Origin of the sequence: Shewanella zhuhaiensis (genome assembly GCF_022484835.1) — a bacterium.
Taxonomy (GTDB): Bacteria; Pseudomonadota; Gammaproteobacteria; order Enterobacterales; family Shewanellaceae; genus Shewanella; species Shewanella khirikhana.
Genome location: NZ_JAKUDL010000004.1, coordinates 282066 through 306710, shown reverse-complemented (window position 1 = coordinate 306710; position 24645 = coordinate 282066). Strand labels below are relative to the sequence as shown.

The 24645-nt window shown below is 58.0% G+C and carries 26 protein-coding genes; 25 read left to right on the top strand and 1 reads right to left on the bottom strand.

Annotated features, from left to right (window positions below):
* The first annotated feature begins 6 nt into the window (after nt 1–6).
* The 23 genes from MJ923_RS13380 (at nt 7) to MJ923_RS13270 (ending at nt 22636) form a co-directional block, all read left to right on the top strand.
* Nucleotides 7–687: a tetratricopeptide repeat protein gene (locus MJ923_RS13380; RefSeq protein WP_240591527.1), complete on the top strand. Its 681-nt coding sequence runs from the start codon at nt 7–9 to the stop codon at nt 685–687.
* A 71-nt stretch (nt 688–758) separates the two neighbouring features.
* Entirely contained in the window at nt 759–1850 is a 1092-nt protein-coding gene (locus tag MJ923_RS13375; RefSeq protein ID WP_240591526.1) for a sensor histidine kinase, read from the top strand.
* Nucleotides 1850–2446: a response regulator transcription factor gene (locus MJ923_RS13370; protein ID WP_126168554.1), complete on the top strand. Its 597-nt coding sequence runs from the start codon at nt 1850–1852 to the stop codon at nt 2444–2446. Before MJ923_RS13375 ends, MJ923_RS13370 begins: the two co-directional genes overlap by 1 nt.
* A 63-nt stretch (nt 2447–2509) precedes the next feature.
* Entirely contained in the window at nt 2510–4585 is a 2076-nt protein-coding gene (gene recG, locus MJ923_RS13365) for an ATP-dependent DNA helicase RecG (protein WP_240591525.1), read from the top strand.
* 102 nt (nt 4586–4687) lie between these two features.
* Complete coding sequence (locus tag MJ923_RS13360; RefSeq protein WP_240591524.1) at nt 4688–5566, top strand: DUF3014 domain-containing protein; 879 nt, start codon at nt 4688–4690, stop codon at nt 5564–5566.
* Nucleotides 5567–5776: 210 nt separating this feature from the next.
* The gene (locus tag MJ923_RS13355; RefSeq protein ID WP_240591523.1) at nt 5777–6481 is read left to right on the top strand and encodes a beta-ketoacyl synthase chain length factor; all 705 of its coding nucleotides are present in this window, start codon (nt 5777–5779) and stop codon (nt 6479–6481) included.
* A complete protein-coding gene (locus MJ923_RS13350; protein WP_126168557.1) occupies nt 6474–7301 on the top strand; it encodes a lysophospholipid acyltransferase family protein in 828 nt (275 codons plus the stop codon). The genes MJ923_RS13355 and MJ923_RS13350 overlap by 8 nt, the downstream gene beginning before the upstream one ends.
* A complete protein-coding gene (locus tag MJ923_RS13345; RefSeq protein WP_011761486.1) occupies nt 7298–7558 on the top strand; it encodes a phosphopantetheine-binding protein in 261 nt (86 codons plus the stop codon). Before MJ923_RS13350 ends, MJ923_RS13345 begins: the two co-directional genes overlap by 4 nt.
* Nucleotides 7559–7562: 4 nt before the next feature.
* Entirely contained in the window at nt 7563–7811 is a 249-nt protein-coding gene (locus tag MJ923_RS13340; RefSeq protein ID WP_126168558.1) for an acyl carrier protein, read from the top strand.
* Nucleotides 7811–8359 (top strand): COG4648 family protein, encoded by a 549-nt coding sequence (locus tag MJ923_RS13335; protein ID WP_240591522.1) that lies wholly within the window; start codon nt 7811–7813, stop codon nt 8357–8359. The genes MJ923_RS13340 and MJ923_RS13335 overlap by 1 nt, the downstream gene beginning before the upstream one ends.
* Before the next feature lie 18 nt (nt 8360–8377).
* Complete coding sequence (locus MJ923_RS13330) at nt 8378–9742, top strand: AMP-binding protein (protein WP_240591521.1); 1365 nt, start codon at nt 8378–8380, stop codon at nt 9740–9742.
* Nucleotides 9735–10097, top strand: a complete 363-nt coding sequence (locus MJ923_RS13325; protein ID WP_240591520.1) for an ApeI family dehydratase — start codon at nt 9735–9737, stop codon at nt 10095–10097. Before MJ923_RS13330 ends, MJ923_RS13325 begins: the two co-directional genes overlap by 8 nt.
* The gene (locus tag MJ923_RS13320; protein WP_240591519.1) at nt 10097–11755 is read left to right on the top strand and encodes a glycosyltransferase family 2 protein; all 1659 of its coding nucleotides are present in this window, start codon (nt 10097–10099) and stop codon (nt 11753–11755) included. The genes MJ923_RS13325 and MJ923_RS13320 overlap by 1 nt, the downstream gene beginning before the upstream one ends.
* 36 nt (nt 11756–11791) lie before the next feature.
* Entirely contained in the window at nt 11792–13348 is a 1557-nt protein-coding gene (locus MJ923_RS13315; RefSeq protein ID WP_240591518.1) for an HAL/PAL/TAL family ammonia-lyase, read from the top strand.
* Entirely contained in the window at nt 13345–13776 is a 432-nt protein-coding gene (locus MJ923_RS13310) for an acyl-CoA thioesterase (protein ID WP_220065949.1), read from the top strand. The genes MJ923_RS13315 and MJ923_RS13310 overlap by 4 nt, the downstream gene beginning before the upstream one ends.
* Before the next feature lie 54 nt (nt 13777–13830).
* Complete coding sequence (locus MJ923_RS13305) at nt 13831–14568, top strand: outer membrane lipoprotein carrier protein LolA (RefSeq protein ID WP_240591517.1); 738 nt, start codon at nt 13831–13833, stop codon at nt 14566–14568.
* A gap of 5 nt (nt 14569–14573) precedes the next feature.
* Nucleotides 14574–16973, top strand: a complete 2400-nt coding sequence (locus MJ923_RS13300; protein ID WP_240591516.1) for an MMPL family transporter — start codon at nt 14574–14576, stop codon at nt 16971–16973.
* Nucleotides 16974–18248: an NAD(P)/FAD-dependent oxidoreductase gene (locus tag MJ923_RS13295; RefSeq protein ID WP_240591515.1), complete on the top strand. Its 1275-nt coding sequence runs from the start codon at nt 16974–16976 to the stop codon at nt 18246–18248.
* Nucleotides 18248–18895: a DUF3261 domain-containing protein gene (locus MJ923_RS13290; protein WP_240591514.1), complete on the top strand. Its 648-nt coding sequence runs from the start codon at nt 18248–18250 to the stop codon at nt 18893–18895. Before MJ923_RS13295 ends, MJ923_RS13290 begins: the two co-directional genes overlap by 1 nt.
* 42 nt (nt 18896–18937) lie before the next feature.
* On the top strand, nt 18938–20170 hold the full coding sequence (locus MJ923_RS13285; protein WP_240591513.1) for a beta-ketoacyl-[acyl-carrier-protein] synthase family protein: 1233 nt from the start codon (nt 18938–18940) through the stop codon (nt 20168–20170).
* Nucleotides 20163–20666, top strand: coding sequence for a hotdog family protein (locus tag MJ923_RS13280; protein WP_240591512.1), 504 nt, complete (start codon nt 20163–20165; stop codon nt 20664–20666). Before MJ923_RS13285 ends, MJ923_RS13280 begins: the two co-directional genes overlap by 8 nt.
* Nucleotides 20667–20681: 15 nt before the next feature.
* Complete coding sequence (locus tag MJ923_RS13275; protein ID WP_240591511.1) at nt 20682–21407, top strand: 3-ketoacyl-ACP reductase FabG2; 726 nt, start codon at nt 20682–20684, stop codon at nt 21405–21407.
* Entirely contained in the window at nt 21404–22636 is a 1233-nt protein-coding gene (locus MJ923_RS13270) for a beta-ketoacyl-ACP synthase (protein WP_240591510.1), read from the top strand. Before MJ923_RS13275 ends, MJ923_RS13270 begins: the two co-directional genes overlap by 4 nt.
* Nucleotides 22637–22724: 88 nt before the next feature.
* Here MJ923_RS13270 and MJ923_RS13265 read toward each other — a convergent pair whose 3' ends face one another.
* Nucleotides 22725–23855: an HD domain-containing phosphohydrolase gene (locus MJ923_RS13265; RefSeq protein ID WP_240591509.1), complete on the bottom strand. Its 1131-nt coding sequence runs from the start codon at nt 23853–23855 to the stop codon at nt 22725–22727.
* A gap of 160 nt (nt 23856–24015) precedes the next feature.
* Here MJ923_RS13265 and MJ923_RS13260 point away from each other — a divergent pair, with 160 nt between their 5' ends.
* Entirely contained in the window at nt 24016–24333 is a 318-nt protein-coding gene (locus MJ923_RS13260) for a rhodanese-like domain-containing protein (RefSeq protein ID WP_240591508.1), read from the top strand.
* A 19-nt stretch (nt 24334–24352) separates the two neighbouring features.
* Nucleotides 24353–24610, top strand: coding sequence for a hypothetical protein (locus MJ923_RS13255; protein WP_240591507.1), 258 nt, complete (start codon nt 24353–24355; stop codon nt 24608–24610).
* Nucleotides 24611–24645: the final 35 nt, after the last annotated feature.

Below are 24645 nucleotides of genomic sequence, written 5' to 3'. Positions count from 1 at the left end.
CGGGTTATGAAAACACTTATCATCGCACTGGGGCTGACCCTGTCACCCATCATCAACGCAGCCAGCATCGACGATATCGATATGGCCATGAATCAAATGGACCTCAAGGCCCTTGGCGAACTCACCCAGCAGAGCCAGGGTTACACCAAAGCCTATGGCGCCTATCGTCAGGCAGTGGCCGCCGGGGTGATGGGTCAAAAAGCGCGGCAAATCTCAGCAGCCGCTGAGGCAGCCTCAATACTGGAATCGAGCGAATTTGCCGCAGATGCCGAAGCCAAGGCCTTACTCGCAGCTGTTTACGGGGTACAAATCGGCGCCAATCCAGAACTGGGAGCCAGCCTCGGCGCCAAAATTGCGACGCTGATGCAGCAGGCCGCCGTATTGGCGCCCAATAACCCCAGAGTCGCACTGATTACGGGCATCAATGCCTTCTACACTCCGGTTGCTTTTGGCGGCGGCGAGCAAAAGGCGCTTGAGGCCATCGCCTTTGCCATTGATGGGTTCAAAGCCCCTTGCAGCGATATCTGCTGGGGCGAAGCAGAAGCCTATACCTGGCGAGGCCTGGTGCATCAGCAGCAAGGCGACCTCTCCGCAGCAACGGCCGACTGGCAGCAGGCACTGACTGTTGACGCCAACTACGGCTGGGCCAACTACCTGCTCGAAAGCGTCGGCAACGCGCCGCAATAAGCTGGCGCTTGCCACCAATTTACAAGCTCAGGTAAAGCCGTCATCATGACGGCCTTGCCCAAGGAGCGGACATGAAAGATCCCAACGCACTCGAAACCCGACTGGCCAAGTACTATCTGGCCAATCTGGTGTTTTACTTTCTGCCACTGGTGCTGTCCAAGGCATCCGGTTTGGATGTGGGCGTCAGCCTGGCACTGCTTATCCCCTTCCTTTATGGCTATTTCGGCGCCTATCGCGCCAGCGCAGTCAACGCCTGGAAACCCATCGCCCTGATGGCCCTTTGCGGTGTAGTCGCCACCCCTTTTAACAGCGGCTCCATTTCGCTGTTTACCTTCGCGGGCTTCTTTATCGGGTTCTTTTACCGCGGCCCGGGCTACTTTATCTGGCTTGCCAGCCTGTGCAGCCTGATGTTTGGTCTCAACCTGCTGCTTAAATTTCCCGGCTATAACTTTGCCCTGTTTGGCAGCGCACTCACTGTTGGTATCAGCCTGTTTGGGGTCGCCGAAGCCAAGCGGCAAGCGGCCAAACGTGCCATGGCACAAAGCGATACCGAAATTCGCCGCCTTGCCAGCGCACTGGAGCGCGAGCGCATTGCCCGGGATTTGCACGACATCATGGGCCACCATCTGGCGTCCATTGCACTGAAAGCCGACCTGGCATCGCGGCTGCTTGGCAAAGGTGACACCAACAGCTGCAAAAAGGAGCTTGACGATCTGACTCTGATTGCCCGCGACAGCCTGGCGCAAATCCGTGCCGCCGTTGGTCAATACAAGCGCAAAGACATTGCCGATATTCTTAATGAGCTGGGCCAGCGGCTTAGGGAAAAGGGCCTTGGGGTCAGTATTGAGGGCGAGCTGCCAGCGCTGCCGGTGCCGCTGGAGCGTGAGCTGGGCCTGATACTGACTGAACTTATCAGCAACATTTTGCGCCACAGCCAGGCGCAGCACTGCTGGCTTAGCAGCAGCCTCAGCGACCAAGGCCTGACACTGCAAGTCAAAGACGATGGCAAGGCCAGCAAGATCACCGAAGGCAATGGCATTAAGGGAATTCGCGAGCGGCTCGCCGCCGTAGAGGGCAAGCTGCAACTCGACAACCAGCATGGCTTCTGTGCCACAATTTTCCTGCCCGCCAAGGCGTTACTGAGCAATCAGGGAGACAACTGATGAACATCCTGCTCGCCGAAGACCAAACCATGGTGCGAAGCGCCCTGGCAGCACTGCTTAAACTCGAAGGCGACGCCGAGGTTACCGAGGCCTGCGATGGCCAGCAGGCTCTGAAACTGCTGAAAGAAACCAGCCCGGCACTGCTGCTGACCGACATCGAAATGCCCGGCCACACGGGTATCGAACTGGCGGAGTGGGTACAGGCGAATCGACCCGGACTAAAGGTCATCATCATCACCACCTTTGGCCGCGCCGGGTATATCCGCCGGGCGCTGGAGGCGGGTGTCAGCGGCTTTTTGCTCAAAGATGCCCCCATCGAAGAGCTGCTCGATGCCATCGACAAGGTGATGGCTGGTCGCAAGGTGATAGACCCTGAGCTGGCCATGATGGCACTGGGGGACAAGGACCCGCTCACCGACAAGGAACGGCGGGCATTAAGGCTGGCCCAGGAAGGCAAAAGCACCGCCGAAATAGCAGCCAGCCTGTTTATTGCCGAAGGCACGGCGCGCAACTACCTGTCAGAAGCCATCAACAAGCTCGGCGCGGCCAACCGGGTCGATGCGGCCCGCATCGCTGCTCAGAAGGGCTGGCTCTAAGTTGCTCCGAAAAGATTCTCTGTTAGTATATGTATAAATTCACAGTAATCCGGTGCCAAGGCATTGCAAAGACTGGATCTTGTTCCCGTAACCGAACTCAAGGGCGTGGCCGCCCGGGTGGCAGAAAAACTCAGTAAACTGGGGGTTAATACCGTCCAGGATTTATTGTTTCATCTGCCGCTGCGTTACGAAGACAGAACCCGCATCTATGCCATCAATGATCTTATCCCGGGCACTACAGCTACCGTCGAAGCCGAAGTCATTTCCAGCCAAATCGTCAATGGCCGTAAGCGCATGCTCACCTGCAACGTGCGCGATGCCAGCGGCGGCCTGACCTTACGTTTTTTCAACTTTTCCATGGCGCAAAAAAATGGCTTGCAGCCGGGGATGATGATCCGCGCCTTTGGGGAAATCCGCACCGGTAAGCATCAGCTGGAAATTATCCATCCAGAATATAAGCTTACCGCGCCTGGCGAGGCACCGAGCCTGGCCGACACCCTGACGCCCATCTACCCCACCACCGAAGGCCTGAAGCAAGCCAGTTGGATAAGGCTCACCGAGCAGGCGCTGGAGCAATTGGAAGAAGGCGGTCTGCCGGAGCTGTTGCCTGAGTCGTTGCAGCCCAACCGTTTGAGCCTGGCCGATGCCGTGCGCACCCTGCACCGGCCTCCGGCGGATGCCGAACTGTGGCAGTTGGAGCAAGGCCAGCACCCGGCGCAGCAACGGCTGGTGCAGGAAGAGCTGCTGGCCCACAACTTAAGCATGCTGAAAATCCGCGAGCGCAGCAATCAGGACGCCGCCGAGCCGCTCGCCGCCACGGGTCAGCTTATCCCCCGCTTTCTTGAGAGCCTGCCATTTGCCCCAACCAATGCCCAGTCACGGGTAGTTGCTGAGATCCATACCGATATGGCCAAAGCCACCCCCATGATGCGCCTGGTGCAGGGTGACGTGGGCTCGGGCAAAACCCTGGTCGCGGCGCTGTCGGCGCTGGCGGCCATCGAAAATGGCTGTCAGGTCGCCCTGATGGCCCCCACAGAACTCCTGGCCGAGCAGCACGCCGCCAACTTTGCCCGCTGGTTTGAGCCGCTGGGGCTGAAAGTCGGCTGGCTGGCCGGCAAGCTTAAAGGCAAGGCTCGCACTCAAACGCTGGAAGATATCGCCTCCGGCGCTGCGCAGATGATAGTGGGCACTCACGCCATTTTTCAGGAGCAGGTGAGCTTTTCGCGCCTCGCTCTGACCATCATCGACGAGCAGCACCGTTTTGGCGTACACCAGCGCCTGGGACTGCGTGAAAAAGGCATTCAGCAGGACTTTTTCCCCCATCAGCTGATAATGACCGCCACCCCCATCCCCCGCACATTGGCGATGACCGCTTATGCAGATCTCGACACCTCGATTATTGATGAGCTGCCGCCGGGGCGAACTCCCATCACCACGGTTGCCATTCCCGACACCCGCCGGCTGGATGTGATTGAGCGGGTACGACAGGCCGCCTTGCAGGACAAGCGTCAGGCCTATTGGGTGTGCACCCTGATTGAAGAGTCGGAAGTGCTCGAATGTCAGGCCGCCGAAGACACCGCTGAGGGTCTGAAGGAGGCCCTGCCAGAACTTGGCATTGGGCTGGTACACGGCCGGATGAAGGGCGCCGAAAAGCAGGCAATTATGGCCGACTTCAAGGCAGGCAAGCTCGATTTACTGGTTGCCACCACGGTTATCGAAGTGGGCGTGGATGTACCCAACGCCAGTTTGATGATAATCGAAAACCCCGAGCGGCTGGGGCTTGCCCAGCTGCATCAGCTGCGGGGCCGGGTTGGCCGCGGCGCGGTGGCCAGCCACTGCGTGCTGCTGTACAAGGCACCGCTCAGCTTTACCGCCCAGGCGCGTCTCGGGGTGCTGCGGGAAAGTAACGACGGCTTTGTTATTGCCCAAAAAGATCTGGAGCTTCGTGGTCCCGGCGAAGTGCTGGGTACCCGCCAGACGGGACTTGCGCAAATGAAGGTGGCCGATTTGGTGCGGGATCAGGCACTTATTCCCCACATCCAGAAACTGGCGCGTCATCTGATGAGCCAGGCCCCCGACAATGTGGACGCCATTATCGAGCGCTGGCTTGGCGGCCGCGAACAATACGTACAGGCTTAGTCGTCTGCATTAAATATTGTTTTTGTTCAGCCTTCGGCTATGGACATCGACCGGCGAACTGGGACAATGGATGTTTTACGGGCAGCAGCACAAGGAGCCAAGATGCAAGTCAATCCCGAAGACAGAATCACCCCGCAGGAAGAAACCTCCCAGCGCAGCAACCGTCTGTCGGCCCTGCTGATCCTGGCCCTGATCGCCATTGCCGCCGGCTTGTGGATGTATTTCACCCGCGCGCCTGAACCCGCTCCTGTGGTGGAAGTGCCCGTGGAAGCGCCGGAGCCCGTCACTTTGCCCGCTCAGCCTGCCGAGCCTCAGGAGATAGTCCCCGAGCCGGAAGCTCTGCCCGAACCTGCTACCACGGCGGTGCAACCCGAGTCGGAGCCAGATGTCTTCGTCGACCCAATCCCCGAGCTGGCCGACAGCGACGCCTTTGCCGCCAAAAAAGCCATCGACCTTGGCAAGGGCCTGCCTATAGAGCCACTGCTGGCACAGCAGGATTTGGTGCGCCAGTTTGTGGTCTTTATGGATAACCTGGCCGAAGGCCAGCTGGCCCGCAAACAAAGCCCTGTTAAGGGCCCGGAAGATAAATTCAGCGTCAGCGAAATCACCGCCAAGACCTATCTGAACCCCGACAGTTACAAGCGCTACAACCTGTACGCCAACTTCATCGCCAACATGGATGAACAAAAGCTGCTGGAAACCTACGCCCAAATGAGCCCTATGCTGGAACAGGCGTTCGATGAGCTGGGTTATGGCGATATGAGCTTCAAAGAGCGCAGTATCAAAGCCATCGATCAGATGTTGGCGGCACCCATCATCGAAGCCCCCATCGAGTTGGTCACCTTCAGCGTTAACTACAAGTTTGCCGATCCCAAGCTCGAAGCCCTGCCGCCGGCACAAAAACTGATGATCCGCATGGGCCCGACAAACAGCCGCAAAGTAAAAGCCGCACTGAAAAAACTGCGGCCATTGTTGCAATAACGCCACCGGTTTTAACAGTTTGCCCCCGGATGCCATGCGGTCTCCGGGGGCTTCTGTTATCAAGGTGTTTTGATATAGAATAATCAGTCCAAAAAATGACGGACGGAAAGGCAAACCGCCGCCACAGAACAAGCCACAACAATACCTGCCCGATGCGGCTAAAGTGATGGATAACTTACGACGTCTGGCTACAGCGTCAGAGGCAATGCAGTGCAATTAACTTTCAGCGTGATGGCGTGGGGCGGATGGTCCCCGGCTTATCAAGACAGGGAAAGCTGGGCCGATTGGCAAAAAACACTCTCTGAACCCAACAGTACTGTGACGCCAGCGCTGCCTCAGGTGCCGGCGATGCAGCGTCGTCGCTTCAGCCGTTTAAGCCGCATGATGCTCGATGTGGCCTTCCAGTGCGAACCCGCCTCCCAATGCCGCAGCGTATTTGCCTCACGCCACGGCGAGCTCAATCGCACCATAGACCTGCTCCACAGCGTCATCATCCGTGAGCCCTTATCTCCCATGGGCTTCAGCCAGTCAGTGCACAATACCGCCAGCGGCCTGTTTGGCATACTCAGCGAAAACCGCGCCGCTTCGACTTCAGTCGCTGCCGGCACCGAGAGCCTGTCGCAGGCGATGGTCGAAGCCTATGCCCAGCTCATTGAAGATCCAAGCCCAGTGCTGCTGGTATTTGGCGATGATCCTGTGCCGCCGGTCTATAACGACTACACCGAAGAATTTGAATTGCCGCTGGCGCTGGGTATGGTGCTGGCGCCAGCGTCTTGCGGCAAGCCGCAACTGACCTTGTCCAAAGGAGCCGAGCTAGAACCCATGAGCTACGGCCAACTGCTGGCAAGCCTTGCCAAAGGCGAAAACTGTCAGGGTCACCTTTCCGGTTTCGACTGGAGCCTGAGTCATGACTGAGCACACCCAGAAGCTTGCGCGCCGCTCGCCCTGTCAGCACCGACTGACCGGGCTTGCCTATGTGCCGCGCTGGCTGGGTGGCATGCTGTGCTACATCTGTTTTGGCCTCGGCGGCCTGTTAAGCTCGCTGACCATCTTACCGCTGCTGAAATACTGGCCCGGCAAACCCGAGGTTCGCATCAAGCGGGTACAAAAAGCCGTGCACCTGATGTTTCGCGGTTTTGTGCACATGTTGTCGGCGGCGGGTGTGATAAAACTGGAAACCAAAGAGGTGGAGCGGCTCGCCAATGCCGAAGCCATGTTGGTGATTGCCAACCACCCCACCCTGATTGATGTGGTGGTGCTGATAAGCCTGATGCCCAACGCAGGCTGCATCGTAAAGCAGGGGCTGTGGCGCAACCCTTTTATGCGCGGCGTGGTGTCGGCGGCGGGTTATATTCCCAACCGCGGCGCCGAGCTGCTGCTGGATGACTGCCGCGACGTACTCGGCCGCGGCACCAATCTGATTATCTTCCCCGAAGGCACCCGCACCGTGCTTGGCGAGCAGATAAACCCTTTTGCGCGCGGCGCGGCCAATATCGCCCTGCGTACCGGCAGTGACATACTTCCTGTGTTGCTGCACACCAAGCCCCCTGGCCTGACCAAACAGGACCCCTGGTGGGAAATTCCCCGGCGCACCATTGGCATGACGGTAGAGGTAGGAACGCCCATCTCCGCCATGGACTATAAGGCCGAGGAAGGAGGAGATGCCAGGATGGCGCGAATACTGACCAGGGATATGGAAAACTATTATAAACAAAGACTTGAAATAGAATTATGACATTACACGACCAAATCAAACAGCTGATCATCGACTGCCTCGACCTGGAAGACGTGACCATTGCTGACATAGAAACCGACGCGCCTCTGTTCGGCGACGGTCTGGGACTGGACTCCATCGACGCGCTCGAGCTGGGTCTGGCCATTAAAAAGCAATTCGATGTGAAGATTGAAGCCAACTCCGACGCGACCAAGGCTCACTTCTACAGCGTGGCAACCCTTGCCAGCTTTATCGAATCTCAGCGTGGTCAGGAGTAAGGCTATGGACAATCGCGAGCAAATTCTTGAAAAGCTGACCACCATTCTGGTGGACGATTTTGAAATCGACGCCGATGCCATCAGCCTGGAAGCCAACCTGTATCAGGACCTGGATCTGGACAGCATCGATGCGGTGGATCTGGTGATCAAGCTGCAACAGCTCACCGGCAAAAAGATTAAGCCCGAAGAATTCAAGTCGGTGCGCACCGTAGAAGATGTGGTTAACGCCATCGAGGCTCTGGTTCAGGGCTGATGCGGGTTATAGAGGTATTGACGGCGGCTTTGCTGCTCGTCTACCCGCTGGCGGTGTGGCTGGGGCTGAATTACCTGCCGCCGGGCGTGCTGGCAGGTATGCTTTGTCTGCTGCTATTGCTGCGGCTGGTGTTAAAGCGTCAGCAGCTCAAAGCCATGGCACTGCCGCTGCTGGCCGGGGTACTGCTTACCGCCGGCAGCTTGCTGGCCAAACGACAGGACTGGCTGCTTTACTACCCGATAGTCATTAACCTGACCATGCTCGGGGTGTTCGGCCAGTCACTGCTGCGCGGCCCCAGCATGGTAGAGCGGCTGGCACGCCTCGGCGAGCCAGACCTGCCCGATAAAGCCATACCTTATCTTCGCAAAGTCACGGCGCTTTGGTGCCTGCTTTTTGTGGTAAACGGCGGCATGGCCTTTTATACCGCCCACTTTACCAGCCTGGAAATCTGGACCCTGTACAACGGCCTGATTGCCTACATTCTGATGGGCATACTGGCTGGCGGGGAGTGGTTGTACCGCACCTTCGTGTTGAAGAGAGGTGCCTGACATGTGGATAGCATCGCGATGACGTCTCTGCTCTACAACGCCCTGACCCGCGGCCCGGCGGCGGCGCAGCTGATAAGCTTTAATCACCACGATATTCTTACCGGGGCGCTGTTTACCACCCAGGTGCATCATCTGTGGCAAACATTAAGCCATAAGAGTGAACAGCGCTGGCTGCTCTCAAGCGAAAGCTCTGACTTGTTCGCCATTGGTCTTTGCGCCGGTTTGCTGGCGGGCAAAGAGCTGGTGCTGCCACCCAACACCCAAAGCGGCACCTTAAGTCAGCTCACTCAGAATTTCGATGCCGTGCTCTCGGATGTGCCCCTGTGTGAAGGCCATGCCTGGGTTGCCCTGAAAAAAGAAACCGCCCAAACACCGGCTGCCTGGCCTGACGCCAAACCCAGCGGCAGCCTGACACTTTACACCTCAGGCTCCAGCGGCGAGCCCAAGGCGGTAAAAAAGACCCTCAAGCAGCTCGACGCCGAAGTCAGCACCCTCGAGGCCACCTTTGCCGCCGCCCTGCCCCATTGCAGCGTTATCGCCACCGTCTCCCACCAGCACATCTATGGCCTGCTGTTTAAAATTCTCTGGCCACTGGCGGCCGGACGGCCGTTTTTAAGCGAACTGGTGGAATACCCCGAGACCCTGAGTTACTACACGGCGCTGCTGCCAAACCTGTGCCTTATCAGTAGTCCTGCACAGTTAAGCCGTCTGCCGGATGCGCTGGAGAACGAACCCCAGCTCTATTCCCCCAGTCTGGTATTCTCCTCGGGCGGGCCGTTAAGCGAAGAGGCTACCCACGGCATCCAGAAGGTCTATGGCAGCTTGCCTATCGAGGTGTTCGGCAGCACAGAGACCGGCGGCATCGGCTGGCGCAGACAAGCCTCTGCGGCCGAGGCATGGCAGGCCTTTCCCGGCATTGAGATAGCCAGCGCCGACGATGGCGCCCTGCTGCTGCGCTCGCCTTATCTCGACAATCCCGCCGAGACCCTTCGCTGTGAAGATAAAATCGCCATCGATGACAATGGCCGTTTTGTACTGCAAGGCCGGCTGGACCGGATTGTCAAAATTGAAGAAAAGCGCCTGTCGCTGGTGCAGATGGAAGCCCTGCTGGAGAGCCATCCGCTGGTGAGCCGCGCCGCGCTGGTGCTGCTGACCGAGCCACGCACCCAACTTGGCGCTGTGGTGGAGTTGTCGGATAAAGGCAAGGCACTGCTGGCCGAAGAGGGCAAACTTGCCCTCAACAACCAGCTGAAGGCGCATCTGTTAACCGAATTTGAGCGGGTCACCCTGCCAAGGCGCTGGCGTTACCCCGACGAGCTGCCACTGAATCAACAAGGCAAGCGCGTTCACCAAACTTTGATTGAGCTGTTCATCCATGATTAAGTCATTGCTGCCACAGGTTTTGGCGCGCGAAGAGACAGACACTGAGCTGAAACTAAGGCTCGCTATCGATGCTGACCTGCCGTTTTTTGAGGGCCACTTCCCGGGGCAAAGCGTGCTGCCGGGCGTCACCCAGCTCGACTGGGCAGTGCGTTTTGGCTGCGAGCATTTTGGCTATGATGCCAGCGTGGCAACCCTCGAAGTGCTTAAGTTTCAGCAGCTGATGCTGCCCGGCACCGAGGTGGATTTGCTGATAAGCAACAACGCCGCCAAGGGCAAACTCACCTTCGCCTACAGCGATGGCGAACGCCGCTTCGGCTCGGGCCGGATAGTGATTGCCGCCCACGGGGACTCGTGATGCGCGTCGCCATTGTCATCCCCAATTACAACCATACCCATGCCATCGAGCGCACTCTGGAAACACTGGAGCCTTTGGGGCTGCCGGTGTTTCTGGTCAACGATGGCAGCAACGAGGCCACCTGCCATCTGCTGATGGCCCTCGATGCAAAATACCCCTGGGTGACCCTGCTGCACCACCCCTTTAACCGGGGCAAGGGCGCGGCTGTGATGACCGGCCTGCGCGCCGCCTACAAAGCGGGTTTCAGCCATGCGCTGCAGGTGGACGCCGATGGTCAGCACACCCTCGATGACATTCCAACACTGTTAAGCGCCGCCAGCGAGCACCCCGAGGCGGTGATTTCGGGTCGGCCCCAGTACGATGACTCTGTGCCCAAGGGCCGCCTCTATGGCCGCTATATCACCCATTTCTGGGTGTGGGTCGAGACCCTGAGCTTCGATATTCAGGACAGCATGTGCGGCTTTCGGGTCTATCCGCTGGCCGCTACCGAAGCGCTGTTTTTAAGCGAGCAGCTCGGCGAGCGCATGGATTTTGATATCGAAGTGCTGGTGAAGCTTTACTGGCGCGGTGTCGATGTGGTGCATGTGCCCACAGCCGTGATTTACCCCGAGGACGGCGTCAGTCATTTTCAGGGCTTTGCCGACAACGTGCGTATCAGCACCCTGCACACCAAACTCTTTTTCGGCATGCTTAAACGCCTGCCACAACTGCTTGGTCGGGGCAGAAAACAAACCCATTGGTCGTCCATCAGCGAGCGGGGCAGCTATTGGGGCATTAAGCTGCTGGCCGAAAGTTACCGCTTCGGCGGCCACTGGCTGTGCCGCGCCATCATGTACCCTGTGATTGCCTATTTCTTTATGACCGGCGGCGCTGCCCGCAAGGCCTCGATTGAGTTTCTGGAGCGGGTACAGGCGCTGGAGCCAAATCATCCCCAGCTGCAGCCAAAGGTCAGTTGGCGCCACAGCCTCAGGCACTTTCTCGCCTTTGGCAATGCCGCCCTTGACCGTATCGATGCCTGGTGCGACCGAATTAAGCTGAGCGAAGTCGATTTCCCCGAGCGGGCACTGCTGGCAGACATGCTGGAGCGCGGCCAGGGCGGCGTACTCTTGGTATCGCACCTTGGCAACCTTGAGCTTTGCCGTGCCATCTCCATCCACCAGCGCAAAGTCAAAGTGAACGTGATGGTGATGACCGCCAACGCCGAAAACTTTAACAAGGTGCTGAAGCAACTGAACCCGGACAGCGACCTAAACCTCATTCATATCAATGAGCTGGACCCATCGACTTCCATCATGCTGGCAGACAAAATTGCCGCAGGTGAACTGGTGGTAATAGCCGGGGATCGCACCGCCAGTGGCAATGCAGGCCGGGTTGTCGAAGCGCCCTTCCTTGGCGAAACGGCGCCTTTCCCACAAGGGCCCTTTATTCTGGCAAGCCTGCTGGACTGCCCGGTATTTCTGATGTTTTGCCTGCGGGAGCAGGGCCGCTACCGGGTGCATGTGGAGCCCTTTGCCGACACCCTCAAGGGCCCCAGAGCCGGCAGAAGTGAACGTATTCAAAACGCGGTGGTGCGCTACGCCGAAAGGCTTGAGCACTACGCCCGCAAAGAGCCACTGCAGTGGTTCAACTTTTTCGATTTTTGGCGCCGCGGCCAATGAGGCTTTGGCCCGGGCAGACGCCACAGGAACGGTAAAATGACTAACCAATCAACTGAAATGAAAGAGACTGTTAAGTTTGGCTACGGCACCCTGACCATAGAGCAGGTCGTTGCCATCGCCAAAGGCGCCAGGGTTGAACTGAGACGCGATCAGGAATACGTGGAATACATCCAGCGCGGCGCCCGCTTTATCGACAGTCTGCTGGCCGAAGAAGGCGTGGTCTACGGCGTAACCACGGGTTATGGCGACTCCTGTACTGTGACTGTAGGGCTGGACCTGGTGCACGAACTGCCGCTGCACCTGTCGCGCTTCCACGGCTGCGGCATGGGCCGCGAGCTGACGCCAATGCAGTCCCGCGCCGTGATGGCCTGCCGCCTGAATTCACTTGCCATCGGCAAGTCCGGCGTCAGCTTTGAGCTTTTAGAGCGCATCGAAACCCTGATAAATGAAGACATCTGCCCGGTTATCCCGGAAGAAGGCTCGGTGGGTGCCAGCGGCGATTTGACTCCGCTGTCTTATCTGGCCGGGGTGCTGATTGGCGAGCGCGACGTATTTTATCGCGGCGAACGTGTGCCCAGCAGTGAGGTGTTCCAGAAGCTCAATATCACCCCATTGAAGCTGCGTCCGAAAGAGGGCCTGGCGCTGATGAACGGCACCGCGGTGATGACGGCGCTGGCGTGCCTTGCCTTTGATAGAGCCGACTACCTGACCCGGCTGTCGTCACGCATTACCGCCATGGCATCCTTGACCCTCAAGGGCAACTCCAACCATTTCGACGATATTCTGTTTGCTGCCAAGCCCCATCCGGGCCAGAGCCAGGTAGCCACCTGGATCCGCGACGACCTCAATCACCACGAGCATCCACGCAACTCCGACCGGCTGCAGGACAGATACTCCATCCGCTGCGCGCCCCACATCATAGGCGTGTTGGCCGACGCCCAGCCAATGCTGCGCCAGTTTATTGAGAACGAACTCAACAGCGCCAACGACAACCCGATTGTCGACGGCGAAGGTGAGCACATTCTCCACGGCGGCCACTTCTACGGCGGCCATATCGCCTTTGCCATGGACAGCCTCAAGAACCTGGTGGCCAATATCAGCGATCTGATTGACCGCCAGATGGCGCTGGTAATGGATCCCAAGTTTAACAATGGCTTGCCAGCGAATCTCTCAGGCGCCGAAGGTACCCGCCGCCCCATCAACCACGGCTTCAAGGCGGTGCAGATTGGCGTATCAGCCTGGACCGCCGAAGCGCTCAAGCTCACCATGCCCGCCAGCGTGTTCTCCCGCTCCACCGAGTGCCACAACCAGGACAAAGTCAGCATGGGCACCATTGCCGCCCGCGACTGTTTGCGGGTGCTGGAGCTGACCGAACAGGTGGCCGCGGCGGCATTGCTCGCCATGGTCCAGGGCATGCGCCTGCGCATCCGCCAGGGTGAGCTGTGTGAGTCGTCACTCACGGCGTCCGTGGCCAAGACCCTGGCCCAGGTCAGCGAGGCTTGCCCGCTGGTGACCGAAGACAGACCACTCGAAGCCACACTGCGCCAGACGCTGGCACGCATTCAGGCCGCTGAGTGGGAGGTGTGCCGATGAAATCTCTGCTTCACGCCGAGACGGAAATCATCATTCCCTTCCACGATGTGGATCCGATGCAGATCACCTGGCACGGTAACTACTTGCGTTACTTCGAAATTGTCCGCTGTGAACTTCTGGACAAACTCGACTACAACTACCGCCAGATGCAGGAATCCGGCTTTGCCTGGCCAATAGTGGATGTGCAGATAAAGTATGTTCGCAGCAGCACTTTTGGTCAGAAAATTCGCGTCAGCGCCGATCTGGTGGAGTGGGAAAACCGCTTACGGATCAATTATCAGGTGCGGGATGCCGAAAGTGGCGAGCGGCTTACCAAGGGCTACACCATTCAGGCGGCCGTGGACATGAGCAATAACGAACTCTGTTTCGTTACGCCCGAGGTGTTTCAGGCCAAAATTCGCCCGCTGCTGGGCGAAGCAGACGCCTGAGCTTCGGCTGAAGCTCGCCATAATGTTTAACGCTGAGCGCATAAAGAGGTATCTATGGGGCTGATTGTTAAGTTTTGCATCGGAATACTGGCATCCGTGCTGGTCTGGCTACCAGTGCAGGCAGATGAAGCCCTGGGCCAGAAGGCTCTGGCCCAGAACGCCGACGTCAATCTCGGGGCGCTCAGCACTGCCCTCAAGCCACAGGGCGCGGTGCGCGGCGAGTTTGAACAGACCCGCACCCTCAAGGCGTTAAAGCGGCCGCTGGTCAGCCGCGGCAGCTTCGTGTTCTCACCCGAGCAGGGGCTGATGTGGGCACAAAACCAGCCCTTTGAAAATTTACTGATTTTAAGCGAAAGGCGCATGCTAAGCCGCGACAGTGAAGGTCTGTGGCAACAGACCGAGGTGGACGCAAAAGCGGGCCCTGCGACTTTAATGCCCATGCTGGTCAAGGCAATGATGGGCGGCGATGTGGCCACGCTGGAGCAGCATTTTTCGCTCGCCCTAAGCGTGACGGACAATAGCTGGCAGCTAAACCTCAGCCCCAAGGACAGTGACATCAAGGCGCTGTTTGCCGCCATTGAACTTGAGGGCACTTTTGTCAGCGAGGCAAGCCCTGAAGGTGCCGAGACTCGTACAAACAAGGCCAGCACAAACAACGCCAGCACAGACCGGCTGAAACTTATCAGCCCCAATGGCGATGTCAGCGATATCCGCTTCAGCAACCAGCAAAGCGGGCCGCTGTCGGAGCAAGAGAGGCAGACCTTTAGCCCACAAATTGAGTTGGGGCAATAAGTTAGATGGCGCTTGGGGGAAGCAAGATCACAGATAAGCCACAGACTGCAGACCGCGCAGGGCTAAGACTCATCCTTTGGCTATTGCTGCTCACCGCAGCCGTCGTTTTCGGCGTTAAAACCCTCAATCACAGAGATGTGGTCGAAAGCGACATTCTCGCCATGCTGCCCCATTTACAGCAGGATGCCCTCACCAGCCGCGCACTGGCGAGCATTGAAGGCCGCCTCGCCAACGAGAGTTATCTGGTGCTAACGGGCGATAGCAAAGCCGCAACCATCGAAGCCGCCAAGGGCATGATGGCCGAACTTGCCGCTTCCTCCGCGTTCGCATCGGTGCGCAGCGGCAGCGAACTCGACCCCAAAGAGATTTACCGTCTCTACTTTCCCGCCCGTTTTAATCTACTTACCGAGTCACAACGCACGCTGCTGGAAAACGGCAAGCTCGATGTGCTTATCAAGCAGGCCGAAATCGCCCTTTACAGCGCTTTTGGTTTTGCCAACAGTGAACTTATCAGCGAAGACCCCTTGTTGCTGTTTCCGGCGCTGATGCAAGGCTTTGGCAAAAGCCATCGCCTCGCTGAGGAAGACGGCATCTTACTTGGCAACTCAGACGGCCAAACCGCCGCCATCATCATGGCCAAGGGCAAAGACAGCGTATTCAGCCCCAAGGCGCAGGAAGCCCAAATCAGTGCCATCAATGCCGCCTTCACCAAGGTAAACCAGGGCAAGCAACTGAGCCTGCTAAAGGCTGGCGCCCTGTTTCATGCCCTTGAGGCCACCCAAAGCGCCAAGGCAGAAGTCTCCTTGATTGGTTCTCTGTCGCTTGCGGGCGTGGTGCTGCTGGTGCTTTTGAGCTTCCGCTCGCTGATGCCGCTTTTGATGGCAAGCCTTACCCTTGCCAGCGCCATGGTGAGCGCCAGCCTGTTCACCATCCTGATTTTCGGCAAATTACACTTGCTCACCCTGGTGTTTGGCACCTCGCTGATTGGCATTGCCATCGACTACAGTTTCCATTTTTATGCCGAGCGCATCGGCCGCAATGAGCGCGCCAGCCAAACACTGAGCCGGATCTTGCCCGCACTGACACTGGCCCTTGCCACCAGCGTGCTTGCCTATCTGGCGCTGGGCTTCACCCCTTTCCCGGGCATGCAGCAGGTAGCGGCCTTTTGCGGCGGCGGCCTTATCGGCGCTTACCTGACTCTTTATCTTGCCTATCCGGCACTGGCGGGTAGTCGTATTCAGGGCTCGGGTTCGGCCATCAAGCTGGCCTCCCGTTTTCTTTCGCCGTTCGAAGCCACAGGCCCCAAGGCTGTGGCAGTGGCAAGCCTGTTAATCCTTTTTGTTGGCGCCGCTGGGCTTGGCAAGCTGCAAACCCGCGATGATATTCGCAGCCTGCAGCAGGGCTCAGACGCGCTGATGGCCGAAGAAGCCAAAGTTCGAACCCTGCTCTCGGGCGGTGTGGATAATCAGTTTCTGCTGGTACGGGCCGAGTCGATGGAGGCACTGCTCGAAAGACTCGAAGCCCTTTCGCCTGTGCTCGCTAAGGCCGAAAAAGACCCACTGCTGCAAAGCCATTTGAACCTTGCCAATTACCTGCCATCCAGGGCGCGGCAGCTTGAGGACTATCGCCTGCAACAACAAATTTATGGCCCAAGACTTGGTGACATAGTCGCGCGCCTGGGGCTTGAGCCTGAGCTCGAAGCTAAGCTTCAAGCCAAATACCAGGCCGGTGCTCAAACGCACATCGAAGCAGATGCCTTTTTTGACACCCAGCTTGGGGCAAGCCTTAAGCCGCTATTGCTTGAGCCCACGGCTAACGACGCCAACCATCCAGAATCAACTGCCCGGGAATGGGGCGCCATGGTGCTGCTGGGCGGCATTCAGAACTTACCGGCACTTAACCAAGCGGTAGCGACTCTGCCAGGGGTAACTCTGGTGGATAAGGTGGGCGACATCTCCAAACTGATGGGAGAGTACCGCCACACCACCCTGTGGCTGCTGGTGCTGGCGCTCTTAATCGCCTTTGGGGTATTTGCCCTGCGTCACCCCTGGAAGCTTGCCGCTGCTATGGTGGCGGTACCGGCGCTGGCGGCACTGCTCAGCCTGTCGCTGCTGGGGCTGCTGGGCTCACCACTGACTTTATTCCATGCGCTGGCGCTGCTTTTGGTATTTGGCATAGGCGTGGATTACAGCCTGTTTTTCGCCAAAGATGAAAACCGGGAACATGGCCACAGAGTCATGCTGGCGGTGCTGTTGTCAGCCAGCTCCACCACCCTCGCCTTTGGCCTGTTGGCGCTCAGCAACACCCCGGCAATACACTATTTTGGCCTTACGCTGGCCCTCGGGATTGGCTTTACCCTGCTGCTCTCGCCCTTCATTCACACGTTTAAAAGGAAACTGAACTAGATGCACTCTGGAAATAGCAAGCCGCTCGATATGGCTGTGGATGTTGTGATTATCGGCGCGGGCCCCTCCGGCGCTATTGCCGCCAGCCTGCTGCACAAGGCCGGTAAACGGGTGCTGGTGCTGGAGCGGCAACACTTCCCGCGCTTTTCCATCGGCGAGAGCCTGCTGCCCTGCTGCATGAACTTTATCGAAGAGGCCGGCATGCTGGAGGCAGTCAATGCCGCCGGTTTCCAATTTAAAAACGGCGCGGCGTTCCGTCGCAATGGCGCCTACACCACCTTCGACTTTACCGACAAGTTCACCCCCGGCCATGGCACTACCTTCCAGGTGCAGCGCGGTAACTTCGACAAGCTGCTGGCCGACACTGCCGAGGCACAGGGCGTAGAAATCCGCTACGGCCACACAGTTGAGCGCATCGACATCAGCGGCAAACCTAGCCTCTTCGTCAGCACTGAAGCCGGTGACAGCTATCAGGTCGAAGCCGAGTTTATGTTGGATGCCAGTGGTTTTGGCCGGGTGCTGCCACGGCTTTTGGATCTGGAGCGCCCCTCCAATCTGCCGTCACGGATGGCGATTTTTACCCACGTTGAAGACAATATCAGCGATGCCAATTTCGACCGTAATAAGATTCTGATAAGCGTCCACCCAGAACACAAAGACATCTGGTATTGGCTGATCCCGTTCAGCAACGGCCGCTGCTCTCTGGGTGTGGTGGCAGAGCCTCATCTGCTGGAACGCCTCGATGGCAGCCTGGAAGACAAGCTGATGCAGGTGGTGCGAGAAGAGCCGGGCCTTAAAGAGCTGCTCAAAGATGCCGTAGTTGTGCAGCAGTGCGCCGAGCTGAAAGGCTATTCGGCCAACGTGAGCCAGCTCGCCAGCGACAAGTTTGCCCTTTTGGGTAATGCAGGTGAGTTCCTCGACCCTGTGTTCTCCTCCGGGGTGACCATTGCCATGCAGTCAGCCTCACTCGCCGCCCGCACCTTGCTCAAGCAACTGAATGGCGAACAGGTCGACTGGGACAGCGAATATGCCAAGCCGCTGATGACAGGCGTGAACTGTTTCCGCACCTATGTGCAGGCCTGGTACGAAGGCACTTTCCAGGAAGTGATTTTCTTTGAGGATCCCAACCCCACTATCAAGCAAATGATCTGCTCTATCCTCGCAGGATACGCATGGGATACGGAAAACCCCTTTGTGAAAGAGTCGCAAAGGCGGCTGAATATGGTGGTAGAATTGTGCCGCGAGGCCAAGGCCGAGGCTCAAGGAAAGGCGTAATGAACCGACGACTGCTGCTGACATTTTTGGTACTGCTGGCCACCACAGGCTGCAGTCAGTTGTTGCTGCGACAAACCTGTGTAGGTTTATCGCGGAACGTGAATTATTGTCTGGCACCACTGCCTATTCAGGCAAAAGAGCTCAGGGAGACACCCGATGCCCCAAAGCCGCAGCGGGCGTCAAAGGCACCAACCAAGCCCACCCCAGAGAGCCGGAGCCAAACCCAGAAAGTCAGCATTGAGATTGATGGTAAACGCCATGAACTCCTGAGCGAACTTGAACTCAGTGAGCAGCAGCTATCGGTAGTGGGACTGGCGCCGCTGGGACAGCCACTGTTTGACGTGCGCTTCGATGGTAACAGCCTTGCCAGCGAGCAAAGTCTGCTGCTTGGCGACAATTTTCGCGCCGAATATTTGGTGGCGCTGCTGCAACTGATTTATTGGCCCGAGGGGCAAATCAATGCGGCACTGGCCGGTGGCCAGGTGCAGGAGCAAGCCTGCGAGCAGCCACGCTGTCGCAGTCTTAGTTCAAAGGATGAGGGCGAGCTGGTGCATATCAGTTACAGTCATCCAGACCCCTGGCTCGCCCGGATCACTCTCAATTTTCCGGCGGCCAAACTGACGCTGAAAATCACGCCGCTGGCGTAACGCAAGCCCCTTGCAAGCACAGGTTCCGATGAACCAAAGGGAATGGGGCACGATTTAGGAAGCAAGAGATTGACCAAGATAGCCATTACTGACACAGGTTTTTGTACGCCGCTGGGGGCGATCGCCGCTGAGATCCTGCCAAGGCTGCTCGCCGGTGACAGCTCCGCCATGGTGCAAAGCGGCGATCTGCTGGCGTCGGGGCCAACCCTGGTGGGTGAAGTCAGCACCCCGCTGCCAGGCATTCCGGCGAATATGGCCAAGTTTGACTGTCGCAACAACCAGTTACTGCTCAAAGCCGCCGAGCAGATCGCGCCCACTGTTGCCCGGGCTATCGCCAGTTTCGGCAAAGATCGCATCGGCGTGGTGCTCGGCACCTCCACCTCGGGGATCTCCAAGGGCGAAGAAGCGCTGGCCTACCGCGCCGAGCACGGCGAATTCCCCGCCGATTATCATTACTTTCAGCAGGAGCTTGGCAGCACCAGCGACTTTCTGCGTCAGTACTTTGAACTCGATGGCCCCTGCTACACCCTCTCTACCGCCTGCTCATCCAGTGCCAAGGTGTTTGCCAGCGCCAAGCGATTACTCAATGCCAAGCTGTGCGACATGGTGATTGTGGGCGGCGTCGACAGCCTCTGTCGCCTCACAGTCAATGGCTTCGATGCGCTGGAGTCTGTGTCCAAAGGCCACTGCAATCCCTTCAGCACCAATCGCGATGGCATCAACATAGGCGAAGGCGCAGCGCTGTTTACACTGGTTCGCGGCGACGGCCCTGTGCTGCTCAGCGGCTGCGGCGAGTCCGGCGATGCCCACCATATCTCGGCGCCGCACCCCGAAGGACGCGGCGCCATCGATGCCATGCAAATGGCGCTGAAAGACGCAGGCCTAAAGCCCGCCGACATCGATTACATTAACCTGCACGGCACCGCCACGCCGAAAAACGATGCCATGGAGAGCCGCGCGGTTTGTGCCGTATTTGAAGGCCATTTGCCTCCCTGCAGTTCCACCAAGCCGCTCACCGGCCACGCCCTCGGCGCCGCCGGTGCCATTGAAGCCGCCTTTTGTGTATTGCTTCTGAGCGAAGGCAATCGCGCTCTGCCGCCTCAGGTCTGGGACGGCATAGCCGATGCCAAGGACCCGCAATTACCTCTGGTTCCCATGCCGCATACGCAAGATCCCGGCAACGGTCACGATATCCGTCATGTGATGAGCAATTCCTTTGCCTTTGGCGGCAGTAACGCCAGTTTGATTTTCAGCCGTGGAGGCCAGCATGACTGATAAGCTTTGGGATGGCGCTCCGCTTTCCAGCATAGACGTGGAAACCTTTTTGCCCCATCGCCGCCCCATGGTGCTGATAGATAAAGTGCTGGAGCACGGCCACGACAGCCTGCTCACCGCCACCCATATCAGCGACGCGAGTCCCTATTTTGATGAGGCGCTGGGCGGCGTGCCCAATTACGTGGGCATAGAGTACATGGCGCAAAGCATTGCGGCGCTCGCCGGGGTCGAAGCCACTCTGCGCGGTGAGCCGATTCAGGTTGGATTTTTGCTGGGGTCGCGCAAGCTCTCCATGCCGCTTGCGGTATTTGCCAGGGGCGAAACCTACACCACTGAAGTGAAACGCCTTTATCAGGAAGACACCGGCCTTGCGGTATTCGACTGCCGCATTTTCCACGGCGCCACCCAAGTTGCCGAGGCCAACGTCAATGTGTTCCAACCTCAGGACACAGACGCCTATATTCGAGAGAGCCAAGGCTCATCTCCAAGTATCTAGCACAGGAGCATAATAATGACTAAAAGAGTCCTGGTGACAGGTTCCAGCCGCGGCATTGGCAAAGCCATTGCCCTGCGCCTTGCATCTCAAGGCTATGATATTGCAGTGCATTACCACTCAAATCTGGCAGCAGCCGAAGCGACATCCAACGAGATTGCCGCCCTTGGCGTGAAGGTAAGCCTGCTTAAATTTGATGTGGCCGACCGCGCTGCGGTGCGCGCGGCTATTGAAGCCGATATCGACGCCAACGGCGCCTACTATGGCGTGGTACTCAATGCCGGCATCAACCGCGACACCGCCTTCCCGGCCATGACCGATGATGAGTGGGACAGCGTTATTCACACCAACCTCGACGGGTTTTACAACGTGGTGCAGCCCACGGTGATGCCGATGATCCAGAGCCGCAAGGGCGGACGCATCATCACGCTGGCATCGGTATCCGGCATTGCCGGCAACCGTGGTCAGGTAAACTACAGCGCCTCCAAGGCCGGGCTTATCGGCGCCACCAAGGCGTTGTCGCTGGAGCTGGCCAAGCGCAAAATCACAGTTAACTGCATCGCCCCCGGCCTGATTGAAACCGACATGGTGAGCGAATTCCCCAGCGAAATGGTCGACCAGCTGGTGCCGATGCGCCGCATGGGCAAGCCGGAAGAAATCGCAGCACTGGCGGGCTTTTTGATGTCCGATGATGCCGCCTACATTACCCGTCAGGTGATTTCGGTGAATGGAGGCATGCTGTGAGCCGCCGGGTTGTGGTCACAGGCTTTGGCGGCATCAGCAGCCTTGGCCATGACTGGCCATCGATTGCTGCCAGCCTTAAGGCCATGCAAAACAAAGTGGTACGTATGGACGAGTGGGACAGGTTCGATAACCTCAACACCCGCCTGGCCGCGCCCGTGACCGACTTTGAAGTACCAAGCCACTATTCGCGCAAAAAAATTCGCTCCATGGGGCGGGTATCCCTGATGGCGACCCGCGCCAGTGAGCTGGCGCTGGAAGATGCTGGCCTGCTCGGCAGCGACTTTCTGACCTCAGGGGACGTGGGCATAGCCTACGGCTCGTCCACCGGCAGCACAGATCCCCTGATTGGCTTTGGCCGCATGCTGGATACAGGCGATATGTCCGGCATCGATGCCACCAGCTATATCCGCATGATGGCCCACACCACGGCAGTGAACGTAGGGGTGTATTTCGGTCTTCAGGGCCGCATTCATACCACTTCCAGTGCCTGCACCTCTGGCAGCCAGGGCATAGGTTACGCCTATGAAGCCATCAAGTACGGCATGCAAACCGCCATGCTGGCCGGTGGCGGCGAAGAGCTGTGCGCCAGCGAAGCCGTTGTGTTCGACACCCTGTTTGCCACCAGCACTCAAAACGCCACCCCTGAGCTGACGCCGCGGCCTTTTGATAAAAATCGTGACGGCCTGGTGATAGGTGAAGGCGCCTGCACTCTCGTGCTGGAGGAGCTGGAGCACGCCAAGTCCCGCGGTGCCCATATTTATGCCGAGCTGGTTGGCTTTGGCACCAACAGCGACGGCCTGCATGTGACTCAGCCCAACGCGACCACCATGGAAGGGGCAATCCGTCTGGCACTCAAAGATGCCGCATTAACCGCTGATGCTATCGGCTATGTGAATGCCCACGGCACCGCCACCGACAGAGGCGATGTGGCCGAAACCCGTGCCACCGCCGCCGTGTTTGGCAGCCGTATGCCGATTTCGTCGCTGAAGAGTTATACCGGTCACACCCTGGGTGCCTGCGGTGCGCTGGAAGCCTGGTGCAGCATTATGATGATGAACGAGGGCTGGTTTGCACCCACCATCAATCTTGAAGAAATCGACCCCGACTGCGGCGAGCTGGACTACATTCGAGGCGAAGTGCGCGAGCTCGAAACCGATTATGTGATGAGCAATAACTTTGCCTTCGGCGGTATCAATACCTCGCTGATTTTCAAGCGCTGGCAAGACTAAACCACCCTGTCTGCCTATAAAAACCGGAGCCTCAGTTGGCTCCGGTTTTTTATTGACGGCCATGGATTAGCGCCACTGTTCTTAAGTCTTAAGCCGCGTCGGTCAGGCGCCCCAGCACTTCTTCCACATCGGCGCGCGCCGCAATCAGGGCTTCCACACAGCGGCCATCGAGCTTACCTGCTGCGGCCATGTGTCTTAGTTCATTAAAACAGCGCTCCAGCGGCCACGGCTGTTTGTAGGGCCGAGTACAACTTAAGGCATCGAAAATATCGGCCACAGTGACAATGCGTGCCTCGGTTGGGATTTGCACTCCTTTGAGACCTCTGGGGTAGCCACTGCCATCGAGGTATTCATGGTGGCAGGCTACAATATTGAGCATGATTTGCGAGTCCGGCAGGTGGCTCAAGCCAAAATCGCCAAGAATTTTACGGATGATGCCCTCGCCTTTTTCCACATGGGTTTCCATCAGTTGCCGCTCTTCTGCCGTTAAAGGCCCGGGCTTGAGCAGCACCCGGTCGGGAATGCCGATTTTGCCCACATCGTGCAGCGGTGCAAACAGCGCAATGTGCTCTATGTCCTCATCGCTGAGCCCGGCATCCAGGGCGATCCCCCTGGCAATCAAGCGTGAATAGGCAGCCATGCGATCCAGATGGGCGCCGGTTTCAAAATCCCGCAAATCGGCAAAGTCTCTGGCCACCTGCGCCGATGCCAAAATAGTGCGCACCGCTGTAAATTCACTGGACAGCGACATGTTCACCAAATTGGCGTACAGCACCATGTCTCGCTGCATCTTGGCGTCGAAGGCGGCCGGACGGGAAGAATCAAAAAACAAAAAGCCGATAAACAAGCCGTTGTCGTATAGGGGTATGGTGAAGGATGACAGGTAGCCCTGCTGCAACAGCCAGGCGGAGTGCAGATTGTCCGGGCTGATGTTGGCATGAATATCATCGATGGCGCGGCACTCACCCGAGTTGGCAATGTGACTGAGCGAGCGGCTCTCACTCAGGCGGTACTGGTAACCGTGAATGGCATCGCCGCGGCGGGTACTGTTGATGAAGGTCTTCAGCAGATCACTGTGGGGGTCGTACAGGGCAAAGGCTATACGATCAACATCCGGATGCGCCTCCAGCAGTCGGTCATGGATCCGCGACAGCCGCTCAGTGGCATTGCTTCCCTGCTTCCACAGATATGCCGGGATGGCCTTGGTCGAATCAAACATGCCTGCAAATCCTCTGCCTAAGTTCGCCAATAACTGAGTTTAGGCTAAGGTACGACCATCGGTAGGGGAAATTCCCCAAAAGTCTATTGGGTCACAAATTTGCTTTTCAATTTGCATAAGATTATTCTCAATAAACTTTTTCTAATTGAATGAGGTTACCATGTTGCAGTCCATGCTCGCCGGTTTGTCTGGCAGTGCCCTTCCGGCCCAATGCTGGGAATTGGTAAAAAATGGCGCCACCCTGGTGGATGTCAGAACTCCCGCCGAATTTGCCGACGGCCACTTGCCCGGCGCCGTAAATATTCCGCTGGATACCCTCGAAACCTGGGTGGCCACTCACACCAACAAGGCTGCGCCCATGGTGCTGTACTGCGGTGCCGGTATTCGTGCCCAGAAAGGCTGTGACATTCTGAGCGCCAACGGCTGCTGCAGCGTCATAAACGGCGGCTCACTGAAAGACTTGCTGGCTGGCGCCTGAGGCCAATCAGGGTATCGCTATGGTCAAAGACAAGCAGACGCCACGCCCAGGCTTTGCGGTCAGTTCCGGCCGGGGGCAGGCAAGCCGCAAGGTGCGTTATGTGGAATACAGCCACAGCGCCGAGGGTTGCAGCCTGTGTCGGCCTAATCCGGGCGATGAGATAAAAAATACCCCTTGCATCAAGCAAGGGGTGAAGGGTGCCGTCCTCACTGAGGATGGGGCTGATGATTCTGCTGTCGATGCGGTAAATGCCGCGGCTTCAAGAAAGGTAGAATAGTAGGACAGTAGACGATTGTGAGGGCGACGACTCGC